The sequence below is a fragment of the Paenibacillus sp. GM2FR genome, assembly GCF_002803325.1.
Lineage (GTDB): Bacteria > Bacillota > Bacilli > Paenibacillales > Paenibacillaceae > Paenibacillus_AQ > Paenibacillus_AQ lautus.
The window spans coordinates 282175-305662 of sequence record NZ_MKZM01000008.1; the positions used below are offsets into that span (position 1 = coordinate 282175).

The 23488-nt window shown below is 50.7% G+C and carries 19 protein-coding genes; all 19 read left to right on the forward strand.

The features are described from left to right. Positions 1 to 951: an ABC transporter permease gene (locus tag PAEVO_RS01350; RefSeq protein ID WP_100535946.1), complete on the forward strand. Its 951-nt coding sequence runs from the start codon at positions 1 to 3 to the stop codon at positions 949 to 951. 13 nt (positions 952 to 964) lie between these two features. Next, on the forward strand, positions 965 to 1960 hold the full coding sequence (locus PAEVO_RS01355; RefSeq protein WP_076320625.1) for an ABC transporter ATP-binding protein: 996 nt from the start codon (positions 965 to 967) through the stop codon (positions 1958 to 1960). Beyond that, positions 1957 to 2895, forward strand: coding sequence for an ABC transporter ATP-binding protein (locus PAEVO_RS01360; RefSeq protein ID WP_100535947.1), 939 nt, complete (start codon positions 1957 to 1959; stop codon positions 2893 to 2895). Before PAEVO_RS01355 ends, PAEVO_RS01360 begins: the two co-directional genes overlap by 4 nt. Positions 2896 to 3083: 188 nt before the next feature. Continuing rightward, on the forward strand, positions 3084 to 4715 hold the full coding sequence (bshC, locus tag PAEVO_RS01365) for a bacillithiol biosynthesis cysteine-adding enzyme BshC (protein ID WP_100535948.1): 1632 nt from the start codon (positions 3084 to 3086) through the stop codon (positions 4713 to 4715). Positions 4716 to 4755: 40 nt separating this feature from the next. Next, positions 4756 to 6024, forward strand: coding sequence for an adenosylhomocysteinase (locus PAEVO_RS01370; protein WP_100535949.1), 1269 nt, complete (start codon positions 4756 to 4758; stop codon positions 6022 to 6024). Positions 6025 to 6231: 207 nt separating this feature from the next. Further along, positions 6232 to 6669 (forward strand): division/cell wall cluster transcriptional repressor MraZ, encoded by a 438-nt coding sequence (gene mraZ, locus PAEVO_RS01375; protein WP_009590832.1) that lies wholly within the window; start codon positions 6232 to 6234, stop codon positions 6667 to 6669. Between the two features lie 77 nt (positions 6670 to 6746). Beyond that, positions 6747 to 7700 (forward strand): 16S rRNA (cytosine(1402)-N(4))-methyltransferase RsmH, encoded by a 954-nt coding sequence (gene rsmH / locus PAEVO_RS01380; protein WP_100535950.1) that lies wholly within the window; start codon positions 6747 to 6749, stop codon positions 7698 to 7700. Positions 7701 to 7734: 34 nt separating this feature from the next. Next, positions 7735 to 8148 carry a cell division protein FtsL gene (locus tag PAEVO_RS01385; RefSeq protein WP_100535951.1) on the forward strand — a complete coding sequence of 138 codons (414 nt, stop codon included), beginning with the start codon at positions 7735 to 7737 and terminating at the stop codon, positions 8146 to 8148. An 18-nt stretch (positions 8149 to 8166) separates the two neighbouring features. Next, on the forward strand, positions 8167 to 10473 hold the full coding sequence (locus PAEVO_RS01390) for a penicillin-binding transpeptidase domain-containing protein (protein ID WP_100535952.1): 2307 nt from the start codon (positions 8167 to 8169) through the stop codon (positions 10471 to 10473). A gap of 86 nt (positions 10474 to 10559) precedes the next feature. Next, positions 10560 to 12503 carry a stage V sporulation protein D gene (locus PAEVO_RS01395; RefSeq protein ID WP_100535953.1) on the forward strand — a complete coding sequence of 648 codons (1944 nt, stop codon included), beginning with the start codon at positions 10560 to 10562 and terminating at the stop codon, positions 12501 to 12503. A gap of 61 nt (positions 12504 to 12564) precedes the next feature. After that, the gene (locus PAEVO_RS01400; RefSeq protein ID WP_100535954.1) at positions 12565 to 14049 is read left to right on the forward strand and encodes a UDP-N-acetylmuramoyl-L-alanyl-D-glutamate--2,6-diaminopimelate ligase; all 1485 of its coding nucleotides are present in this window, start codon (positions 12565 to 12567) and stop codon (positions 14047 to 14049) included. Then, the gene (locus PAEVO_RS01405; protein WP_100535955.1) at positions 14049 to 15467 is read left to right on the forward strand and encodes a UDP-N-acetylmuramoyl-tripeptide--D-alanyl-D-alanine ligase; all 1419 of its coding nucleotides are present in this window, start codon (positions 14049 to 14051) and stop codon (positions 15465 to 15467) included. Before PAEVO_RS01400 ends, PAEVO_RS01405 begins: the two co-directional genes overlap by 1 nt. Before the next feature lie 4 nt (positions 15468 to 15471). Next, positions 15472 to 16437 carry a phospho-N-acetylmuramoyl-pentapeptide-transferase gene (gene mraY / locus PAEVO_RS01410; protein WP_100535956.1) on the forward strand — a complete coding sequence of 322 codons (966 nt, stop codon included), beginning with the start codon at positions 15472 to 15474 and terminating at the stop codon, positions 16435 to 16437. Between the two features lie 3 nt (positions 16438 to 16440). After that, positions 16441 to 17874: a UDP-N-acetylmuramoyl-L-alanine--D-glutamate ligase gene (murD, locus tag PAEVO_RS01415; protein WP_100535957.1), complete on the forward strand. Its 1434-nt coding sequence runs from the start codon at positions 16441 to 16443 to the stop codon at positions 17872 to 17874. Between the two features lie 49 nt (positions 17875 to 17923). Further along, positions 17924 to 19021: a stage V sporulation protein E gene (gene spoVE / locus PAEVO_RS01420; protein WP_100535958.1), complete on the forward strand. Its 1098-nt coding sequence runs from the start codon at positions 17924 to 17926 to the stop codon at positions 19019 to 19021. Positions 19022 to 19026: 5 nt separating this feature from the next. After that, positions 19027 to 20136 carry an undecaprenyldiphospho-muramoylpentapeptide beta-N-acetylglucosaminyltransferase gene (gene murG, locus PAEVO_RS01425; RefSeq protein ID WP_100535959.1) on the forward strand — a complete coding sequence of 370 codons (1110 nt, stop codon included), beginning with the start codon at positions 19027 to 19029 and terminating at the stop codon, positions 20134 to 20136. A gap of 158 nt (positions 20137 to 20294) precedes the next feature. Continuing rightward, complete coding sequence (gene murB, locus PAEVO_RS01430) at positions 20295 to 21200, forward strand: UDP-N-acetylmuramate dehydrogenase (protein WP_100535960.1); 906 nt, start codon at positions 20295 to 20297, stop codon at positions 21198 to 21200. A gap of 16 nt (positions 21201 to 21216) precedes the next feature. Continuing rightward, positions 21217 to 22500, forward strand: coding sequence for a UDP-N-acetylglucosamine 1-carboxyvinyltransferase (gene murA / locus PAEVO_RS01435; RefSeq protein WP_071222989.1), 1284 nt, complete (start codon positions 21217 to 21219; stop codon positions 22498 to 22500). 60 nt (positions 22501 to 22560) lie between these two features. Then, on the forward strand, positions 22561 to 23316 hold the full coding sequence (locus PAEVO_RS01440; protein ID WP_100539286.1) for a cell division protein FtsQ/DivIB: 756 nt from the start codon (positions 22561 to 22563) through the stop codon (positions 23314 to 23316). Positions 23317 to 23488: the final 172 nt, after the last annotated feature.

Genomic DNA, 23488 nt, shown 5'->3' on the forward strand with positions numbered 1-23488 from the left:
ATGGAGAAAGAACAACGTATGCCTCATCCTGCGGCACTCAACTTGAAGCCTGAAGATTTTCAGAAGATTGGTCCTGATGAGAAACAATCCGAGGTAATACAGCGTGAAAGTTTGTCCTCCTGGAGAGATTCCTGGGAAAGATTGCGCAAGAACAAGCTTGCTATGGCGGGCTTGGTTATTATGATTCTGATTGTCATCATGGCCATTATCGGCCCGATGATCTCTAACTATGATTATGAAACGAATGATTTGATGAATACGAATATGCCGCCTTCATCAGAACATTGGTTTGGAACCGACGATCTGGGCCGCGACGTTTTTGTACGTACCTGGATGGGAGCTCGGATTTCCTTGACCGTTGGTCTTGCAGCAGCTGCGATTGACTTGATGATTGGTGTAATATATGGCGGCATCATGGGTTATTTCGGTGGCCGTGTCGATGAGTTCATGAATAAGTTTGCAGAAATTTTGTATTCCATTCCTTATCTGCTCGTTACGATTTTGCTTCTGGTTGTATTTGAACCAAGTTTAGGAACGATCATACTCGCCTTAACCATCACCGGGTGGATTAACATGTCCTGGATTGTGCGGGGCGAGATTATGCAGCTTAAGAGCAGAGAATATGTCCTCGCTTCACGTTCGATGGGTGCGGGCACTGCGCGTCTATTGTTCCGGCATTTGATTCCGAATGCAATGGGGCCGATTATCGTTACATTGACCCTGTCGGTTCCAAGTGCGATCTTTGCCGAGGCTTTCCTGAGCTTCCTTGGTCTTGGAGTTCAGGCACCGGTTGCTTCATGGGGCTCCATGATTAATGATGCCCTGTCCGGATGGATGTACTATCCATGGCGGATGTTATTCCCTGCTCTATTTATCAGCTTGACGATGTTAGCATTTAACATTTTCGGTGATGGATTGCGTGATGCCCTTGATCCGAAATTGAAAAAATAGGAGGTGGGAAGGTATGGAACCGATCTTGCAGGTGAAGGACCTCAACGTATCGTTTCGTGTTCGCGGCGGTGAAGTAAAGGCAGTCCGCGGCATGAATTTTGAAGTCGGCAAGGGGGAGACGGTTGCCATCGTCGGTGAGTCCGGAAGCGGTAAAAGTGTTACCGCCCAGACCATTATGCGATTGATTCCGTCCCCGCCCTCAGAAATAAAAAAGGGTGAGGTCATTTTCCAAGGACAAGACCTTCTCAAAAAAACGAATAAACAGATGGAAGCGATTCGCGGTAAGGATATTGGGATGATTTTTCAGGATCCGATGACGTCGCTGAATCCGACCATTAGAATAGGTAAACAAATCACGGAGGTGCTGATTAAGCACCAGGGGATGTCTTTCTCCGAAGCCAAAAAGCACGCCATTGAAATGCTGAAGCTGGTAGGTATCAAAAATGCGGAGGAGCGCTTCAATCAGTATCCGCATGAATTCTCCGGCGGTATGCGGCAGCGTGCGATGATTGCCATTGCGCTTGCATGTAAGCCGACCCTGCTGATTGCGGACGAACCGACGACAGCACTCGACGTGACCATTCAGGCACAGATTATGGATGTTATGAAGGAAATGCAGGAACGCTTGGGCACCTCGATCATTCTGATCACGCATGATCTCGGCGTTGTGGCCGGCATGTGTGACCGTGTCATCGTGATGTATGCAGGTGAAGTGGTGGAAACGGGAACGAAATGGGAGATTTTCAAAAATCCGCAGCATCCTTACACCAAAGGATTGCTTCGTTCCATGCCGCGTCTGGATCAGAAGAAAGACGAACCGCTGATTCCGATTATCGGAACACCTCCGGACCTTATTAAACCGCCTGTAGGCTGTCCGTTCGCCGCCCGCTGTGATGAAGCTATGCGAATTTGTGAACGAGTGGATCCGGGCGCAACAGAATTCAGCGACACGCACATGGCGCGCTGCTGGAATCTGCATCCGATGGCGAAGGAGGCGCAAGGTTCATGAAGGATAACCACTTGATTGAGGTAAAGGGCCTGAAGAAGTATTTCAACGTAGGCAAAGGCCAGGTTCTTAAAGCGGTTGACGATCTGAACTTCTATATTCGTGAAGGCGAAACGCTTGGCATGGTGGGTGAGTCGGGTTGTGGTAAATCAACAGCAGGACGGACGATTCTCCGTCTCTATGAACCCACGGCTGGAAGCGTTAATTTTAACGGAACGGATATTTACAAGCTGTCTCCGGGCAAGATGAAGGCGATGCGCCGCGATATGCAGATGATCTTCCAGGATCCGTATGCCTCGCTGAATCCAAGATTTACGGTGTCGGATATTATCGGAGAAGCTTTGGATATTCACGGAATGGCCGGCAGCCGGGCTGAACGCAAGAAGCGGATTGAGGAACTGCTGGATATGGTCGGCTTGAATAGTGACCACTCCACACGTTACCCGCATGAATTCTCGGGCGGTCAGCGTCAACGGATCGGGATTGCACGTGCTCTTGCGGTAAACCCTAAATTTATCATATGTGACGAGCCGATCTCGGCGCTTGACGTTTCGATTCAGGCGCAGGTGGTCAACCTGCTCAAGGATTTGCAGGATCGTCTTGGCCTGACCTATCTCTTCATTGCGCATGACCTGTCCATGGTCAAGCATATCAGTGACCGGGTAGCGGTTATGTACTTGGGCAAAATGGTGGAACTGGCAGACAGTGAAGAGCTGTATGCGAATCCGATCCATCCTTACACTAAAACCTTGCTGTCCGCGATTCCGATTCCGGATCCGGAAATTGAGGCTAACAAAAAGCGTCTCAAGCTGGAAGACGATACGCAGGGTCCGATCTCGGCCGCCAAAGGCGAAGACGGAACGGTTCAACTGGACGTGAAGGATTCGGAATTGGTTGAAGTGTCCAAAGGACACTGGGTTGCAAAAGCCTACGCTTGAGTAAACGAACCTCAATATGAGGAAGCTGCTTCAAGAATAGCCGCTGGCATCGTGCCGGCGGCTATTCTTTTCCTTTGACGCAGAATGCCAACATTCGGTACAATCAAGAAAGGCAAAATGATATAGAAGAAATTAAATTCCATGCACAATCTAGATTTGGTTGCGACGTAGAATAGGAGGCATACCTCATGAATATCGTTCCGGAACCATTATCCCTCGCTTCGCGTCTCGCTCAGGATTATATTCATCATTTCGACCGGGTAAGCGGGTTCTACGGTGAAGATTACCGCGGCGAGCACAGCTATGCAGAACGGGTACAATGGCTGGATCTTTCGGAAGACAAACGAATTCAGCGTAAAGCGCTGGCGGATTGTCTTCGGACGTACAATCAGAAACACAATGATCATCCCGCTGTACATAAATCCCTTCAACTTCTGGAGCAGCCAGGAACGGTTACCATGGTTGGTGGACAACAAAGCGGTTTGTTCACCGGACCACTGCTTGTCATATATAAAGCAATTACCGTCATTCAAGCGGCCCGCGAAGCGGAAGAGCGCTTGAATCGTCCTGTCGTGCCTGTATTTTGGATCGCCGGGGAGGACCATGATTGGGATGAAGTCAACCATACGTACTTTCTGAGTCAGGATCAGCAGCTGTCCAAGATCAAGCTTGATGCCAAGGACGGACTCAGGACGTCGGTTAGTTATACCGACGTTGCTGCGGAAGATTGGAATGCGATGCTGGCAGCACTCCAGACCCAGTTGGCAGACAGCGAATATAAGGCCGATCTGCTGAAAATGGCGAAGGAATCGCTTCACGGTTCGGCTGGGCTCAGCGAGGCATTCGCTAAACTAATCAGCTGTATGTTCGGCAAATATGGGCTAATACTCCTGGATTCCGCCGACCCGGGACTTCGGGCGTTGGAAGTGCCCATATTCGAATCGCTGATTACCCGCAACGAAACCCTGGGACTTTCGTACCAGCAGGCGGCAAGGGATATCGCGGGACGGGGTTACGAAGTCCAGGCTGATGTATCCGAGAATGGGGCCAACTTGTTCTACTTGCATGAAGGCAGACGCTTGCTGCTTTACCGAGAAGGACATGTATTCTCAGACCGGAAAGGCATCGTTAAGCTGACGGAAGAAGAACTGCTTCAGGATTTGCATCAGCATCCTGAACGCTTCAGCAACAATGTGCTGACCCGTCCGATCATGCAGGATTCGCTGCTGCCCGTTCTCGGGACGATACTCGGTCCAGGCGAGATTTCCTATTGGGCGATTACACGCTATGCATTTACCGACTTGGGTTTGCAGATGCCGTTGATCATCCCGAGAATGTCATTCTCCATCGTAGATGGAACCGTCCATAAGCTTATGGAGAAATACGGATTGTCCTTCGAGGATGTTCAGCTTCGCTTGTCTGAAAAGCGTGAGGCTTGGCTTGCCAGCAAGGATGAGTTGAATCTGGAAGAACGATTCAGTCAAACCCGGGAACAATTTGAAGCATTGTATCAGCCTTTAATAGAAGATCTTGGCAAAATGCAAAGTGGACTGTTAAAATTAGGTCTAACCAATAAAGATAAAATATTGGAGCAGATGGATTACCTGTTAAGTAAATCCCGGAATGCCTTGGAACAGCAGCATGAGGCCGCACTGGCACAGTGGAAGCGCATTGAACAGACACTGCTGCCGGAAGGGAAACCTCAGGAGAGGGTGTACAACATCCTGGAATACATGAATCGTTATGGATTGAATCTGGTGGATCGCCTGATGGAAATCCCTTACGAAGCTTCGGGCATTCACAGGGTCATTTACGTATAACGATCAGGAATTCAATCATCAGATCATAGGAGGCTGTTAAATGAGCTCATCATCAATACAAACCAGCAATATTACCGACTTGAAACTGGCACCGGAAGGTCATCTGAAAATTGATTGGGTCCAGGCACATATGCCGGTACTGAACCGGGTGCGTGAACAATTCGAGAAAGAACAGCCATTCAAAGGATTGAAAGTCGCCATCTCCTTGCATCTGGAAGCCAAGACCGCATATCTGGCGAAAGTCATTCAGGCTGGCGGAGCCGAAGTGACGATTACGGGCAGTAATCCGTTGTCCACTCAAGATGATGTATGTGCCGCTTTGGTAGAAGACGGGATCACGGTGTTTGCCAAATATAACCCGGATCCTGAGGAATACAAGCAGCACCTCATTTCAACACTGGAAACCAGACCGGATCTGATCATCGACGATGGCGGGGATCTCGTAACGATCCTGCACTCCGAGCGTACGGATCTGCTTGAAGGAATTCGAGGCGGAGCGGAAGAGACAACGACAGGCATCCTGCGCCTGAAATCTTTGGAGAAAGAAGGCTCTCTGAAATTTCCGATGGTTGCCGTGAATGATGCATATTGCAAATACTTGTTTGATAACCGTTACGGTACCGGACAATCAGTCTGGGATGGAATTAACCGGACGACCAACCTGGTGGTTGCAGGCAAGACGGTCGTTGTCGTAGGGTATGGCTGGTGCGGCAAGGGCGTGGCCATGCGTGCCAAAGGCCTTGGAGCCAACGTCATTGTGACCGAGATTGATGCGATTAAGGCCGTTGAGGCTTATATGGACGGCTTCCGCGTTATGCCAATGCGCGAAGCAGCCAAATTGGGAGACTTCTTTGTGACCGTCACGGGTAACCGCGATGTCATCAGTGGGGAAGACTTTGATGTCATGAAGGACGGTGCCATTTTATCCAATGCCGGTCACTTCGACGTGGAAGTCAATAAACCGGATTTATCAGAACGTTCTCAATCGGTTCGGACGGTTCGGCGCAATATCGAAGAATATCATCTGAAAGATGGCCGTAAGATTTATTTGCTTGCCGAAGGCCGTTTGGTAAATCTGGCGGCAGGTGACGGACATCCGGCAGAAATTATGGATATGACGTTTGCGCTTCAGGCCTTGTCGCTCAAACACGTGAATGATCAGTACAAGAGCATCGGTAACCGCGTAGTTAATGTTCCTTACGAATTGGATGAACAGGTTGCCTTATACAAACTGGAAAGTCTAGGTATTGCCATCGACAGCCTGAGCGCTGAACAGAAGTCGTACTTGGACAGCTGGGCTCAGCACTAAACAGCAGCAGCTTTAGATCATTTCCAAACCTCCTTTCCATCCCCGAGCGGGATGAAAGGAGGTTTTTTATGCGATTGTTCTGAGAGAAAGTTCCAAAAAAACAACTAGTCGTTAGAAGGTATTTGATTCTTGACGCCGAATCTATTATCCTAAAGTGGTGGAAAGTGGTGCAAAGTGGGGAATCGGGGTTAAGGGGTGGAGTGCCTGATGTTCATGGGGGAGTTTCAACATAGCATCGACGATAAGGGGAGAATCATTATCCCTGCTAAGTTTCGTGACCTCCTGGGCACCTCGTTTATCGTAACCCGCGGATTGGACAATTGCCTCTTTGTATACCCCAAAGATGAATGGGCCATCATGGAACAGAAGCTCAAATCCCTCCCACTCATGAAGTCGGATGCACGCGCATTTACACGGTTTTTTTTCTCCGGGGCGACGGAATGTGAATGGGATAAACAGGGAAGGGTAAATTTGCCGGGCAATTTGCGCGAGTTCGCCAAGCTCGAGAAGGAATGCGTCGTCATCGGCGTATCGAGCCGAGTGGAGATCTGGAGCAAGGAGCAGTGGCAGAATTACTATCAGCAGTCGGAGGAAGCATTCAACGACATTGCTGAGAAGCTGGTAGACTTTGATTTTGATTTATGACAAGCGTAGGAACATCGTATTGAAATGGACAAGTTACACTTAAAATCATGAATGAGACACAATGGAGGGCTGCAGCTTTGTTCCATCACATCACAGTGCTTAAGCAAGAAGCGACAGAAGGGCTGCGCATCAAACCAGACGGTATATATGTTGACTGTACGCTCGGGGGAGCGGGGCACAGCTCGCTTATTGCTTCCCAACTAAGTTCAAAAGGCCGGTTAATCGCATTGGATCAGGACGATTGGGCATTGAATAACGCCCGGGAAGCCATGAAGCCTTATGTGGACCGGATTACTCTCGTCAAAACCAATTTTCGTGATTTGGAGGAGGTGCTCCGAAACGAAGTGGAGGTTGACGAGAACGGGCAGCCGCAAGTTGACGGTATACTGTTCGATTTGGGCGTATCCTCACCGCAGTTCGATGAAGGGGAGAGAGGGTTTAGTTACAATCACGATGCCCCGCTGGATATGCGGATGGATCAGTCCGCTGAGCTTACCGCAGCCAAAATTGTAAACGAATGGCCGGAACAGGAAATCGCACGAATATTGTATGAATACGGCGAAGAGAAATTTTCAAGGCGAATTGCCAAGGTCATTGTTGAAAGAAGGGCACAGAGTCCTATTCAGACAACCGGCGAGCTTGTCGAAATGATTAAGGAAGGGATTCCGGCCGCAGCTCGGAGAACGGGCGGCCACCCAGCTAAACGAAGCTTTCAAGCGTTTCGCATTGCAGTAAATGATGAGCTTGGCGCATTCAAAGACGCGCTTCACCAAGCTGTGAGATGTCTTGCACCAGGAGGAAGAGTCTCGGTTATCACATTTCACTCGCTCGAAGACCGAATATGCAAACAGATTTTTAACAGCTATATTCCCAAGTGTACGTGCCCCCCGGATTTTCCGATGTGTGTATGCGGAGGCGGCCAAGGTGATCTGAAGCTGGTTAACCGCAAACCGCTGATCCCATCGGCGGAAGAGATTGAGAGTAATCCAAGGGCGCGTTCGGCAAAACTGCGGATTGCGGAGAAACTGTAGAAACATAAAATCCCTGAAAGAAGGAGAATCAGCTATGGCTTACACGCGCGGCAATTTAGCCGTACAGGAGAGACAGAAGGAAACGCAGCAGTCCGCTTATCTTGAGAAGACAAAAGTCGTCAAGCGTCGTTCCCAGCTTCCGCAAAAAGAAAAGCTGTTGTATTTGTTGTCCGTGGTGTTTGTGGTAGCCATCATGGGCGTCATTGGCATGAGTCATGTTCATTCCTATGATTTGAACCGGCAGATCCATGATACCGACAATAAAATAGTCAAGGCGAAACGAGATATTGATCAGCTTCAGGTGGAAAAGCAAACACTGGAGACGCAAATATTGGACAAGGCGAAAGAGTTGGGGTATGTCCCTATTGAGGACAACCATACGATCCAGCTATCACCCGTCTCGGGGTCATCCGAGACACAGAATTCGGACTCGGGACAAAATGATTGAAGTGTGAGGTTTTGACCGATGATAAAAAAAATCAAACTGCGTACCGTGCTAATAGGGGGATGTATAACCCTCTTTTTTGCTTTATTGATTGGTCGGGTGTTTTGGCTGCAGGTGATCGATAACGACTTCTGGAAGGAACAAGCTTTATCGAAATGGTCGCGAAAACAGGATCTTCCGGCCACGCGAGGAACGATTACGGACCGGGACGGCGATATTCTTGCTATGGACGCGCCTGCCTTTACGGTCATTGTGAACCCTGCGGTCATTCAGGCTAACGGCTTGGAGAATGAGGTAGTTAAAGGGCTGCATGAGATTCTTAGCAAGGATGAGGACGAACTCCGTGAACTGGTTAAGGCTAAAGACGATAAGGGGGAATACCTCAAGGGCCGCGAAGTCCGCAGCGAAGGATGGAAGATTGACCAGGAGAAGATGGAAGAGGTTAAAGCGTTTAGTGAAAGCTTGAATCAAAAATTAAAGGCTGCCGGTAAAGTTCCCGATTCGGGCATAGGCTTTCAGCGAGAGTCCAAACGATTTTATCCCAAAGAGACATTGGCTGCACATATTTTGGGTTATACCGATCGTCAGGGTAAGGGAATCGGAGGCATTGAGCAACGTTATGATGAGTTCCTGAAGGGAACCGACGGATTCGCTTCTTACAAGAGTGACAAGAAGGGGGTCAAGCTGCCGAGTGAAGACGATTTATACCAGCCTGCAATAAATGGGAAAAATTTAGTGCTGACGACCGACGATACAATCCAGTATTATATCGAGGAAGCGATGCGCGACACGTATAACCAATATAAACCAATCAGTATGACGGTAATCGCAGCGGATCCGAACACGATGGAAATACTGGGGATGGCCAACATGCCGACTTTTGATCCCAATACATATTCGGAATGGAATCAAAAGAGTTTTATCAATCATGCCGTAAGTTCAAGATATGAACCTGGCTCCACCTTTAAAATCGTAACCCTGGCAAGCGCCGTGCAGGAAAAGCTGTTTAATCCGAATGCTGCCTACCAATCCGGTTCCATTCGGGTAGGGGGAAGAACCCACCGAGACATTAATAGCGTAGGGTGGGGGCCGATCTCTTATCTGGAAGGTGTTAAGAGGTCCAGTAACGTGGCCTTTGTTAAGCTTGGATTCGAAATGCTGGGCAAGGAGCGTTTCACCAATTACATCAAGGAGTTTGGGTTTACGGAGAAGACCGACATCGATCTTCCGGGTGAGATTCTGGGTAGTCTTAATATGACTTATGATTCCGATATTTCAACCATGACCTACGGTTATGCCGTTTCGGTAACGCCCATTCAGCAAATCGCTGCGATCTCGGCCGTAGCGAATGGCGGTAAATTGATGAAACCGCACATGGTGAAGGAAATCGAGGATCCGAATACGGGCAAGATTGAGAAGATTGAGCCGGAAATGATTCGGCAAGTTATTTCTCCAGAAGCAGCCAAAGAGACAGGTAAGTATCTGGAACAGGTTGTTGCGGACCAATCAATTGGTACGGGTAGAAAAGCGTATATCGATGGTTACCGTGTAGCAGGGAAAACAGGAACCGCGATTAAATCCAATGGCGGATACGCAGATCGTTCCAAACAAATTGTTTCATTCATCGGCTATGCACCTGTGGAAAATCCGAAGATAGCCGTACTGGTCATTATTGACGAAGCGAATGATGAACAAGGTGGCGGTGCATTGGCTGCTCCGATATTTAAAGAGATTGTATCAAAGACACTAACATACTGGGGTGTCCCTAAATCGAATACGACCCAGCAATCAGACAAGTCCAAAATAGCGACGATTCCGGATAATGCTCGCATATCTCCTAACTTGAAGGGCATGAAAGTCAGCGAAGTGAAGACCAAGCTGCTTGACGAGGGCATGACTTTCGAAACGCTGGGGAGCGGCAGCACGGTTAAGCAACAGTATCCGCCTGCTGGTGTGCCTTTGAGCAGCGGACAGAATATCTATCTAATCACCGAGGACAATGCATCCATGGAAATCCCGCACTTACAGGGGGAATCCCTCCGGGATGCCATGGAAGTACTCACCTTGATGAAGGTGAAGGTAAGTGTACAAGGTGAAGGCTACGTTGCTGAACAATTGGAAACGACCGAGAATGGTCAGCGAACCGTACATTTGACCCTCAAATCGGCTCAAGAGTTGATAACGGGAAAGAGCAGTTCCGATGAAACTTCCTCCGTTGGCACCGAAAATGCGAACGGGGAAGAAACCGGTGGAAAAGAGTCGGAAGGAACTGCCGATAACGATGCCGAGGCAACCGACCAAGGGCAAGGCAATACAGAAGGGGAATAGCTTGTTCTAACCCGGGTTTGTCCCGAATACTCATGTGAAGAACGCATATCATGAGCTTTCGGGTTCAAACAGGGAGGGAAGCTTAGGTGAAAGTATCCAAGGTATCGCAGCGGAGAAGACTGCTCTGGAGCCTGCTGCTGCTGCTCCTGCTGTTCTCTGCACTGATCATCAGACTGGCTTATGTGCAGATTGGGAAAGGCGCGGAGCTGTCGGCGAAGGCGGAGGATCTTTGGCGCCGCGACATTCCGTTTGCGGCACAGCGTGGTGAGATTTTGGATCGTAACGGAACCGCATTGGTTACGAATATAACGACACCGACCATTTGGGCGATTCCCGTACAAATCAAAGATCCGGACCATACGGCCGAAACCTTGGCTGGGCTTATCAGCATGGACAAAGCCGATATCAAGAAAATCATTACGAAACGTTCGAGGTTGGAACGGATAAATCCCGGTGGACGAAAAATTACGATGGAGCTGGCTCAGGAAATTCGTGATTTGAAGCTGCCGGGTATCGTTGTTGCTGAGGATAACAAACGGTATTATCCCTATGGCGATCTCGCAGCCCATATTTTGGGGTTCACGGGGGCCTACAGCCAGGGACTTACCGGCTTGGAAGCCATGCATGACGATAAGCTGAAAGGCTTCGAAGGCGGAATATCCTATCTGTCCGATGCAGGCGGAAGAATCATGCCGGGCTCCTCGGAAAAGTATGTCGAGCCTCGTGATGGTCTGAACCTGGAGCTAACGATCGATAAATCCATACAGTCCATTATGGAGCGGGAGCTTGACCAGGCCATGGTGAAGTATCAGGCGAATGGGGCATGGTCGATTGCCATGAATCCCAAGACAGGCGAGATTTTGGCGATGGCCAGCAGGCCGGGTTATTCTCCAGCCAATTACCAGGAGTTTTCAGCCGAGACGTACAATCGCAACCTGCCGATCTGGATGACCTATGAGCCGGGCTCGACGTTCAAGATTATTACGCTTGCCGCTGCCCTTGAAGAGGACAAGGTCGATCTGAAGAACGACCACTTCTTTGACAGTGGAGCGGTAGAAGTCGGTGGAGCGAGACTGCGCTGCTGGAAAAAAGGCGGCCATGGCAGCCAGTCCTTCATGGAGGTTGTCCAGAACTCCTGCAACCCGGGCTTTGTGGCGTTAGGTCAGAAGCTGGGCAAGGAAAGCCTGTTCCAGTATATCCGCGATTTTGGTTTTGGGGCGAAGACGGGCATCGATTTGAACGGTGAAGAGAATGGCATCCTGTTCAAGCTTGATAAGGTCGGTCCTGTTGAGCTGGCAACAACGGCATTTGGGCAAGGGGTATCGGTTACGCCGATCCAGCAGGTTGCTGCAGTGTCCGCCGCCATTAACGGCGGCAAATTATTTAAGCCGCATGTGGCCAAGGCGTGGGTCAATCCGGAGACGGGCGAGACAGTCGAGGAAATCAAGCCGGAGCTCGTCAGACAAGTCATTTCGGAAGAAACGTCCAAGCAAGTGCGCGAGGCACTCGAAAGCGTCGTTGCAAAAGGGACCGGACGCCCGGCCTTCATCGACGGTTATCGTGTCGGAGGGAAGACGGGTACCGCCCAGAAGGTTATTAACGGCAGATACTCCTCAACCGAGCATATCGTATCTTTTATCGGATTCGCACCTGCCGATGATCCTGAGATTGTGGTGTACACAGCGGTAGATAACCCGAAGGGCATTCAGTTCGGTGGAGTCGTGGCTGCTCCCATCGTCCAGAACATCCTGGAGGATGCGCTGCATTACATGAATGTTCCGCCGCGCAAAGACCAGCTTGCCCGTGAATACAAATATGGCGAGACGCCAACCGTGACTGTGCCGAACCTGGTCGGAGCGACCGTTCAGGATCTGTATGAGGACCTGAATATGAATTTCATGCTGGCCAAGTCCGGAACCGGCAACACGGTCATTTCCCAGGCACCGAAGCCGGGAAGCCGGGTGGAGCGAGGATCCACCATTCGGATTTATATGGGTGAAGATCCGGAGGAATCCAAGCACGAACATTAAGGCATCATCCGATTCACGAGTGAGGACGGATGGTGCAGATATATAGAGAGAGGGATAACAAATGAAATTGAAGCAATTATCATCCGTATTGGCTGCTGCTGTTATCGAGGGGTCCGGAGATGTTGAAATAACAGGGATTGAGACAGACTCGAGACAAGTGAAGGCGGGGGATTTGTTCATTTGTCTGCCGGGCCATACGGTAGATGGACACCAGTTTGCAGCCCAGGCTGCAGACCAAGGCGCTGCGGCCTTGGTCGTTGAGCGGAAGCTTGAGATAGACCTTCCGCAAGTCATTGTGAAGGACAGCCGCTTTGCGATGGCGGGTTTGGCGAATGCCTTTTTTAATCAGCCAAGCTCCCGCATGAAGATGATCGGCGTGACCGGAACGAACGGCAAGACCACAACAACGTATTTGATTGAGTCGATCATGAACGATTACGGTTTGAAGACCGGGTTGATCGGCACCATTCAGATGAGATACGACGGCCGTTCGTTCCCGATGCCGAGAACGACGCCTGAGGCGCTGGAACTCCAGCGTTATTTGAACGATATGGCGAACGCAGGCACCGAGTGCTGCGTAATGGAGGTATCCTCGCACGCGCTCGAACAGGGGCGGGTGAAGGGAACGGATTTCCGGACAGCTATATTCACTAACCTGACGCAGGATCATCTGGACTATCATCATACGATGGAAGAATACCGCGGGGCCAAAGGGTTATTTTTCTCCCGGCTGGGCAACGCTTTTGCCAAGGATGAATCGTCGCGCAAATATGCCGTCCTGAATGCGGATGATGAGGCTTCAGCTTATTTTGCCAAGCAGACCGCGGCGGAAGTGATTACCTATGGTTTGGGAGACGATGCGGATATACGGGCAAGCAACATCTCGATCACCGCTCAAGGCACCTCGTTCCATGTGAATACATTCCGCGGCAGTGCGGATATTTCGATTCGAATGGTAGGGAAATTCAACGTGTATAACGCGATGGCGGCGATTGCTGCCGCGCTTCTTGAGGGAATCCCGCTCGAGGATATTAAGAACAGCCTGGAGTCCGTACCCGGAGTTGACGGCCGCGTTGAGGTCGTGGATGAAGGTCAGCCGTACGCCGTGATCGTGGATTATGCGCATACGCCGGACGGGCTCGAAAATGTACTGCGAACCGTTAATGAATTTGCTGAAGGCCGGGTGCTTACGGTATTCGGCTGCGGCGGTGACCGGGATCGGACCAAACGGCCGATCATGGGTAAAATTGCTGCGAAATATAGCGATGTTGTATTCGTGACTTCCGATAATCCCCGTACGGAAGACCCGGATTTGATCCTGAAGGATATCGAAGCCGGCTTGATTGAAGACGGAGTGTCAACAGAAAGCTACAAGCTCATCGTTGATCGCCGGAAAGCGATCGAAAAGGCTATTGAAATGGCAAGCCCGGGCGATGTAGTATTGATTGCGGGGAAAGGTCATGAGACCTACCAGCTGATTGCGGGCGAAGTGCTAGATTTTGACGACCGCATCGTAGCCAAAGACGCGATAAGGGGCAGACAATAGTGATCCATAAATCATTAAAGAGCATCGCCGACATGTGCGGCGGGACGCTCTCACGTAACCAAGATGACAACATTATCATTCAAGGGGTCGGTACCGACTCCCGAACCATACAGCCGGGAAATCTGTTTGTTCCGATTGTGGGCGAGAAATTTGATGGGCACGAGTTCGCGGAGAGCGTGCTCGCCAGCGGAGCTGGCGCAGTGCTCTGGCAGAGAGATCATCAACCGATTCCCGACCTCCCGCTCATTCTCGTTGAGGATACATTAACGGCGCTCCAGTCGCTTGCGGCGGCTTATTTGTCCGAAAGCAGCGCAAAGGTGATCGGCATTACCGGCAGTAACGGGAAAACCACAGTGAAGGACATGGTCTCCGCACTGCTTGAAACCACGTTTAACGTTCACAAGACGCAAGGCAATTACAACAATCATATCGGTCTTCCGTTAACCGTACTCGCGATGAAGGAAGATACCGATATGATCGTGCTTGAGATGGGCATGAGCGGACGTCACGAGATAGAACTGCTTTCGACCATTGCGCGTCCGGATATGACGGTGATTACCAACGTAGGGGAAGCGCATATGCTTCAGCTCGGCTCGCGTGAGGAAATCGCCCGCGCCAAGCTTGAAATCATCAGCGGCATGAAGCCGGGCGGCTTGCTGATCTATCACGGGGACGAACCGTTGATCCGTCAGGTGCTTGCTGAAGAAACGACGGTGAAGCCAGAAGGACTGCGAACGTTTACGTTTGGCAATCAAGAAACCAATGATGATTATCCGACGGGACTCATGTTCCATGCAAAAGGAATCATATTCACTTCGAACCGGCATGCGGGCGAAGGCTTCAGCCTGCCGCTTCTCGGCCGTCATAATGTAGTCAACGCGCTGGCGGCGATGGCTGTAGCGGCCCATATGGGAATCGGCGATGAAGCGATTCGCAGCGGGTTTGCCAATCTGAAGCTGTCGAGCATGCGGATCGAAGCCGTGGAGACTGCGTTCGGGGTCACCGTGCTGAACGATGCTTACAATTCCAGTCCTACCGCGGTTAAGGCGGCATTGGACGTGCTTGGGGATATGAAAGGCTACCACCGACGAATTGCCGTTCTCGGGGACATGCTGGAACTTGGTCAGCGGGAAGAGGAATTCCATGCCGAGATTGGAGATTACTTATCTCCGGACAATGCGGATTTTGTGTTCACCTACGGCCCATTGTCGCTTCACACGGCGAGGAAAGCGAAAGATCGCTTCCCTGAAGGGGCTGTGCTTCCGTTTACGGATAAAGAGAGACTGATCGAAGCCTTGCTGGAGCGGGTAACGGAGAAGGATATCGTATTGGTGAAAGCCTCGCGCGGCATGAGGCTGGAACATGTGGTTGACGCCTTGAAGGCCCTGCCTGGCGGCAACAACGGAGTGAGGGGGTGAGCAGATGGACTTTCAATTGCTGTTATTGACAATCGGTGTAGCGTTTGTGCTTGCGGTGATATCGGCTCCGCTGCTCATTCCGCTGCTGCGGCGGATGAAGTTCGGCCAGCAGGTCAGGAGTGACGGTCCGCAGAGCCACTTGAAAAAAGCCGGAACGCCAACGATGGGCGGCGTTGTGATTTTGCTTGCTTTTACACTGACTTATATTAAGTTTTCTCCTGTCGATACTGATTTCTATGTGATGATCGTAGCGACGCTCGGTTTCGGTTTGATCGGCTTTCTTGACGACTATATTAAGATCGTATTTCGCAGATCATTAGGACTCACGGCCAGGCAGAAGCTGTTTGGACAGCTTCTGTTTTCCGGTATTATGTGCTGGCTGTTGATCTCCAACGGGCATAGCACGGCGATAAGCGTTCCAGGGATGGATTGGTCCTTTGATTGGGGGCCTTGGTTCTACTATCCGTTTATCGTGGTCATGATGCTGGCGATCAGCAACGCGGTCAATTTTACCGATGGAGTGGATGGTCTTCTGTCCGGTGTCAGCGCGATTGCCTTCGGCGCTTATGCCATTGTGGCCATTCAGTCTACTTCGTTCGCGGCGGCATTTTGTGCAGCGGCGATGATCGGTGCGGTTCTCGGTTTCCTGGTATTTAACGCTCACCCTGCCAAGGTGTTCATGGGAGACACGGGGTCTTTAGGAATCGGGGGTGCTATTGGCGCCATTGCGATCGTTACCAAGAGTGAGCTGCTGTTCCTCATTATTGGCGGGGTATTCGTCATTGAGATGTTATCCGTTGTGCTTCAGGTGGTCTCCTTCAAAACCAGAGGCAAACGAATATTCAAAATGAGCCCGATCCATCACCATTATGAACTATCCGGGTGGTCGGAGTGGCGCGTCGTCTTTACATTTTGGGCCGTGGGACTGATACTTGCGGGACTCGGACTTTATATCAACAAGGGGTTGTAACATATGAAGCAGCTAGATGATTATCGGGATAAGAATATCGTCGTACTGGGACTGGCCAAAAGCGGAGTACAGGTAGCTAAAGTGCTGCATCAAGCCGGTGCCTCCGTCATTGTGAACGATAGAAAGGAAAGAGAACAGTGTCCTGAAGCTTCGGAGCTCGAGGCTTTGGGTATTTCTGTTATTTGCGGTGGACATCCCGATGATCTTATTCATCCCGGTGTGACGCTTCTTGTCAAAAATCCCGGGATTCCGTATTCCGTCCCGCCTGTCCAAAAGGCGCTTGAGCTTAAGATTCCTGTCGTGACCGAAGTTGAAATCGCCTATCACCTGTGTGAAGCTCCGATGATCGGCATTACGGGCTCGAATGGCAAAACAACGACGACAACCTGGGTAGGCAAAATGCTGGAAAGCGCAGGTCTTTCCCCGATTGTAGCCGGTAATATCGGCACGCCTCTATCCGAGGCTGCAGCAGAAGCAACGGAAAACAACTGGATGGTTGTTGAGCTGAGCAGCTTTCAGTTAAAAGGAACAGAGAAGTTCAGGCCGCGCATTGCCTGCCTTCTCAACATTGCGGAAACGCATCTTGATTACCATGGCGGTATGGATGATTATGTTGCATCCAAAGCCAAGCTGTTCGCTAACCAGACTGCGGATGATACCGCTGTGCTCAATTGGGATGATCCCGTGTGCAGAAACCTTGTTCCGTATATCAAGGCGCGCATCGTGCCTTTTTCGATGAGTGAGAGCCTTCGTGAAGGGGTTCACGTAATGCCGCCATATGTTGCCGGTGCTCAGGACTCGATTGAAGACGATCAGGGACGTACCCTGATTTATACAGATGGCGAAGGGTTTACGCATGAGATCATCCGTGTGGAGAACATCGGACTGCCCGGAAGATTTAATGTAGGGAATGCATTGGCGGCCTGTGCGATTGCGATAGCGGCCGGCGTTGCTCCCGATAAGCTGGAAGATGCTTTGTCCAGCTTCCGCGGCGTTGAACACCGCTTGGAATACGTTGCCGAACTTCAGGGCGTATCCTATTACAACAACTCGAAGGCAACGAACTCCAAGGCGACGCACATGGCATTGACTTCGTTCAAGGAGCCTATCGTATTAATCGCAGGTGGGCTTGATCGTGGGTCGGATTACGAGGAATTGATTCCTTCCTTGCAAGGAAGGGTGAAAGCCATTGTGCTTCTTGGCGAAACGAAGGAGAAAATCGCGAATGCTGCTGCCAAAGCCGGATTAAAGGACATCATCCTCGTCGATAATGGAGAGGACGCCGCCGCGACTTTGACCTCGGCTGTCCAGAAGGCTGCCGGGCTGGCAGAGAGCGGGGATATTGTTCTACTATCACCCGCATGTGCGAGCTGGGACATGTTTCCTTCCTATGAGGTACGAGGACGCATTTTTAAAGAGGCGGTGCATAACCTTTAAGTAGGGGGGTGGATAAGCCCCTACTAAGGATGTACGAGGTGGCCTTTCCATGAACAAGAACCGCCAGGCGCCCGATCTGTGGCTGCTTATCTGTATTTTGGCCCTGCTGGCCATCGGAATCGTCATGGTATACAGTGCAGGATCCGTCCTCGCTTTTCATGACTACGGCGATAAGTTTTATTTTGTGAAGCGTCAGCTGTTTTTTGCCTGTCTGGGGCTTGCTGCCATGTATTTCACATCGAGGATCGACTATCGGGTTTGGAAGAAATACAGCAAGATTGTACTGCTGGTCTGCTTTTTTATGCTGATTATCGTACTTATTCCAGGGGTCGGCGTTGTTCGCGGCGGAGCCAGAAGCTGGCTCGGCATCAGCTCGTTCGGCATTCAGCCCTCCGAGTTTATGAAGCTGGGCATGATTCTGTTTCTATCGCGCTGGCTTAGTAAGCAAGATTATGATATTACGTCTTTTACCAGGGGGCTTTTGCCGCCGCTTGGTTTAATCGGACTGGCCTTCGGATTGATTATGCTGCAGCCTGATTTGGGTACGGGTGCCGTTATGCTCGGAGCTGCGATGATGATCGTATTTACCGCAGGGGCACAGATGAAGCATCTGGGCTTTCTCGCATTAGGCGGGGTAGCCGGTTTCATTGGCTTGATTCTGGCAGCCCCTTACCGGCTGAAGCGGATAACCGGATTTCTCGATCCATGGTCCGATCCGCTTGGCGCAGGCTATCAGATCATCCAATCCCTCTATGCCATAGGGCCGGGCGGACTTGGCGGACTCGGACTTGGCATGAGCCGTCAGAAGTACGCTTATGTACCTGAACCGCAGACTGATTTTATTTTTTCGATCTTGGCCGAAGAGCTTGGGTTCATTGGCGGTTTGATTGTCCTGCTCTTGTTCGCTGCCTTGGTGTGGCGGGGCATGAGGGTGGCCATGACCGTATCCGATGGTTTTGGAAGTTTGCTGGCTGTTGGTATCGTAGGCATGGTCGCCATCCAGGTCGTTATCAATATCGGTGTCGTTATCGGTTTAATGCCGGTGACAGGGATTACGCTGCCGCTCATCAGTTACGGAGGCAGCTCACTGACGCTGATGCTGACGGCGCTGGGCATTCTATTAAATATTTCCCGTTATGCGAGGTGAAGGGTATGCGTGTCGTATTGACCGGCGGCGGAACGGGGGGGCATATTTACCCCGCCGTTGCCATTGCAAGACAATGTGAAAAGGAAGATCCGAAAACGGAGTTTTTATATATCGGAGGCCAGCGGGGTCTCGAAAGCAAGCTGGTACCCCAAGAGAAGCTGCCGTTTGAGAGCATCGATATCACGGGGTTCCGGCGCAAGCTGTCGCTGGATAACGTGAAGACCATTATGCGTTTTTTCAAAGGCGTGAAGCGATCGAAGGCCCTCCTGAAGGAGTTTAAACCCGATGTTGTGATCGGTACCGGAGGTTATGTGTGCGGTCCGGTGGTTTATGCAGCGGCCAAGCTCGGAATACCGACCATGATTCATGAGCAGAATGCGATCCCGGGCCTCACCAACCAGTTCCTCAGTCGATATGCGGATACGGTTGCCGTCAGCTTTGAGGGATCAGAGTCTTCTTTTCCTAAAGCCAAAAGAACGGTATATACAGGAAATCCACGTGCGACAACGGTATTATCCGCCAATCGTGAACGTGGATTTGCTACGCTCGGCATTCCGATGGACAGCCAGGTCGTACTGATCGTCGGCGGAAGCCGGGGGGCCAAGGCGATCAATAACGCGATGATCGGGATGGCGCCGTTCATACAGAAGCTGCCGGGCGTACATTTTGTGTTTGTTACAGGCGATACTTATTTTGAGAACACGCGGGAATCTATCCTGTCGCAGCTCGGTACCATGCCGAATCAACTTCATATCGTGCCATACGTTCATAATATGCCGGAAGTGCTTGCGGCTACTTCGCTGATTGTAAACCGTGCAGGAGCTTCATTCCTGGCGGAGATTACATCGCTTGGCATTCCATCCGTACTTATACCTTCACCTAACGTCACCAATAACCATCAGGAGGCGAATGCGAGGCAATTGGAGGAAGCGGGCGCATCCAGCATGATTCTTGAAAAGGATTTGACGGCTGAATCGCTGTTCGGAAAGCTTGAGGAGATCATGACCAGTCGCTCTACAAGAGAGGCGATGTCCGCGGCTTCGAAAAAGCTCGGCAAACCGGATTCGGCTACCGTCATTGTTCAAGAAATCCGCCGGTTAACCGGCAAACGCTAAAACGGCTGGGCGATTGTCACACACCTATGGAGCCTGACATAAGATACTCTATAATCGTGACACACCCATGAGGCCGGCATTACTGACAGCGGCCATCTCTTCATCAAGTTGAAGGAATGGCCTTTTGGTTTTGAAAGTCAAGGGGAGGTTTATTTAAAATGCAGCAGTGGAAATCGCTACTATCAGAGGCCAATATCGGAACAGTGTTATGGAATGAACCGCTGGCAAAATACACGACGTGGAAAATAGGCGGACCAGCCGATTGCCTAATTATTCCTGAGAACAAGGAACAGCTCAGGGAACTGGTCACTCTTCTCCATGCCCATCACATACCTTGGACACAATTGGGCCGCGGTTCTAACATGTTGGTTGCCGATAAAGGCATTCGGGGAGCGGTCATCAAGCTGGGCCAGGGATTTGAAGAGCTTCATTTTGACGGAGAGACGGTTACTGCAGGCGGCAGTCTGTCTTTTGTCAAGCTCAGTGTTCTGGCCGGAAAAGAAGGATTATCCGGTCTTGAATTTGCCGGAGGCATTCCTGGATCGGTCGGAGGGGCCGTCTACATGAATGCAGGTGCCCATGGGTCTGATGTGTCACGCATATTCAAGTCCGCTGACATTGTACTGGAAACAGGGGAATTGGTTACGTATGCTGCGAAAGATATGGCGTTTGATTACCGACACTCCATTCTGCATGAACGAAAAGGGATTGTGACTGAAGCGGTATTTGGGCTCCGTCAAGGAGACCGCAAAGAAATTTCAGCTGTTATGGCCTCCTACAAGGACCGTCGCCGGCGTACACAGCCGCTCCAATCCGCAACGGCAGGCAGTGTGTTTCGCAACCCGCCCGGCGATCATGCCGCGAGGTTGATCGAGGCTGCCGGTCTTAAGGGCCTACGGATCGGGGGCGCAGAAGTTTCTTTACAGCATGCCAATTTCATTGAGAACACCGGTCAAGCGACAGCAGAGGACGTGCTCGCTTTGATGGAACGCATCAAGGAAACCATCTCGGAAAAGAACGGAATTCATATGGTGCCTGAGGTGTACGTTCTGGGCGAGCGGTAAACTCGGAGGTGATACATTGGACAAATTGGTGATTGAGGGTGGAAGGCCCCTATCAGGAACCATTCGTATCCATGGCGCAAAAAATGCAGCTTTACCTATTCTAGCAGCAAGTCTTCTGGCAGAAGGGACTGTAAGGTTAAGCAATGTCCCGCACCTGCTGGATATTGAAGTGATGCTCAGCATTCTCAGCCGTCTTGGCTCCAAATGCAAGCATGAGCTGGAGACGGTTACCGTGGATACCTCGTCTGCCAATTCGTTTCATGTCCCGGAAGATTTAATGAAGCAGATGCGATCCTCCATCTTTTTGATGGGACCTCTGCTGGCCCGTTTTGGTGAAGTGACGATCTATCAGCCTGGAGGCTGCGCGATCGGAGAACGCAAGATCGACCTCCATCTTCAGGGGCTGCAGGCGCTTGGTGCGGAAATCGAGGAGAGTAACGATAAGATCCATTGCAGGGCAAGCCGGCTGGTCGGGACTGATATTCATCTGGATTTTGCCAGCGTAGGGGCAACGGAGAACATCATGATGGCAGCAGCAACGGCGCTTGGCACAACGGTGCTCACCAATGCCGCCAGAGAGCCTGAAATTCAGGACCTTCAGCATTTCCTGAACAAGATGGGAGCGAACATTATCGGCGCAGGAACGGATACCATCACGATCCATGGGGTGGAGCGTCTGGAGCCTTGCGAGTACGAGATCATACCGGACCGGATCGTAGCTGGCACCGTCATGATAGCAGCGGCAGTTACCCGCGGTAGTGTAACGCTTACGAAGACCAATCCATCTCATTTAACTTCCCTTATACATGTGCTAAAGCGCGCCGGTGTTCAAACCAGTATATGCAATGATATAATAAACATAAGCTGTATGAGCCGTCCTAAAGCGGTAGAACGTATTGTGACTTCACCGTATCCTTCGTTCCCGACGGATTTGCAATCCCAGGTCATGGTCCTGCTGTCCTTGGCGGACGGATTTAGCGTGATGAAAGAGACGGTATTCGAAGGACGGTTCAAGCATGTGGAGGAGCTCTCCCGTATGGGAGCGGACATTTCCACGGATCTGAACTATGCGTTCATACGCGGCGTTCAGAGAATTTATGGAGCTACTGTGGAGGCAACCGATCTTCGGGCTGGAGCGGCGCTCGTCATTGCCGGTTTGGCCGCGCAGGGAACGACCGTGGTGGAGCAAGTTCACCATATTGATCGCGGTTATGATCGTATTGAAAACATGTTCCAAGGTTTAGGCGCACGGATCTATCGTCAATCCCCGGTGCCAAAACCGCTTGATTTAGCCAATTGAGGTCCTGGGCTTCCCCTCCGAAAAAGGAGGGGATCACAGGTCTTTATGGAGAGAGTGGATATGTCCAAGACACATATGCCTGTCCTTAAGCAGGACAAGCCCAAACCGAAAACAGCCAAAAAAATCATATGGATACTTTTGCTGCTGTTCGTAGCCCTGCTGACGATTCTGTTTTTCCGGTCGTCTGTCAGCCAAGTTACCGAGATTCATTTTACAGGCAATACGTTTAATACAAATGAGCAGCTTATCAAGCAAAGCGGACTCCATATCGGAGACCAGTACTTTGGCGTTGAACCGAAAGATGTGCAGGAACGCCTGATGAAGCTGGGAACGATTAAGTCGGCTGAAGTGGTCAAGAGCTTTCCGGGCGAAGTCAGCATCGTAGTGACGGAGCATCCTACGGTGGCCTACGAGTTGTCCGAAAGCGGGGAACTTCAAGCCATACTGGCCAGCGGCACCTCGGTTCCCGTTACAGCGAGCGGCATCGCCGTTGAGAAGCCGATTTTGACCAATTGGGACCCGGACGATCCGAACAAGGCCGAGCTTAGCGAAGTGCTTGCCGAGATTTCGGGCAGCCTGACCTCCGATATCTCGGAAATCATGCCGTCGCCGACGTTATCTTTTCCGGATCGGATCAAGATGTATACACGTTCCAAGTTCGAAGTCATTACTTCGGTTGCCTTGCTCCGTGACAAAGTAGAGTACCTGAATCAGGTTACCGAAATGGAGCGGCCGGGTGTCATTACGATGCTGGAAGCGGACTCTTACGTGCCGTTTGTAGAAGAAGTTGAAGAAGGCACGGAAGAAGGGCAATAACCCCCTACTCAGGGGTTGGAATAAATGGTACAATTGAAAGTATTGACAACTTGTTTCGGCACTTCTTTTTTGAATGACTTTTACGGCCTGTTATAGCAAATGTTGGCAGTAAAAAAAATGTTGAAAAAAGAGGGAAAGACCTACGAGTGTTGAATAAGTAGAAATGTATTCT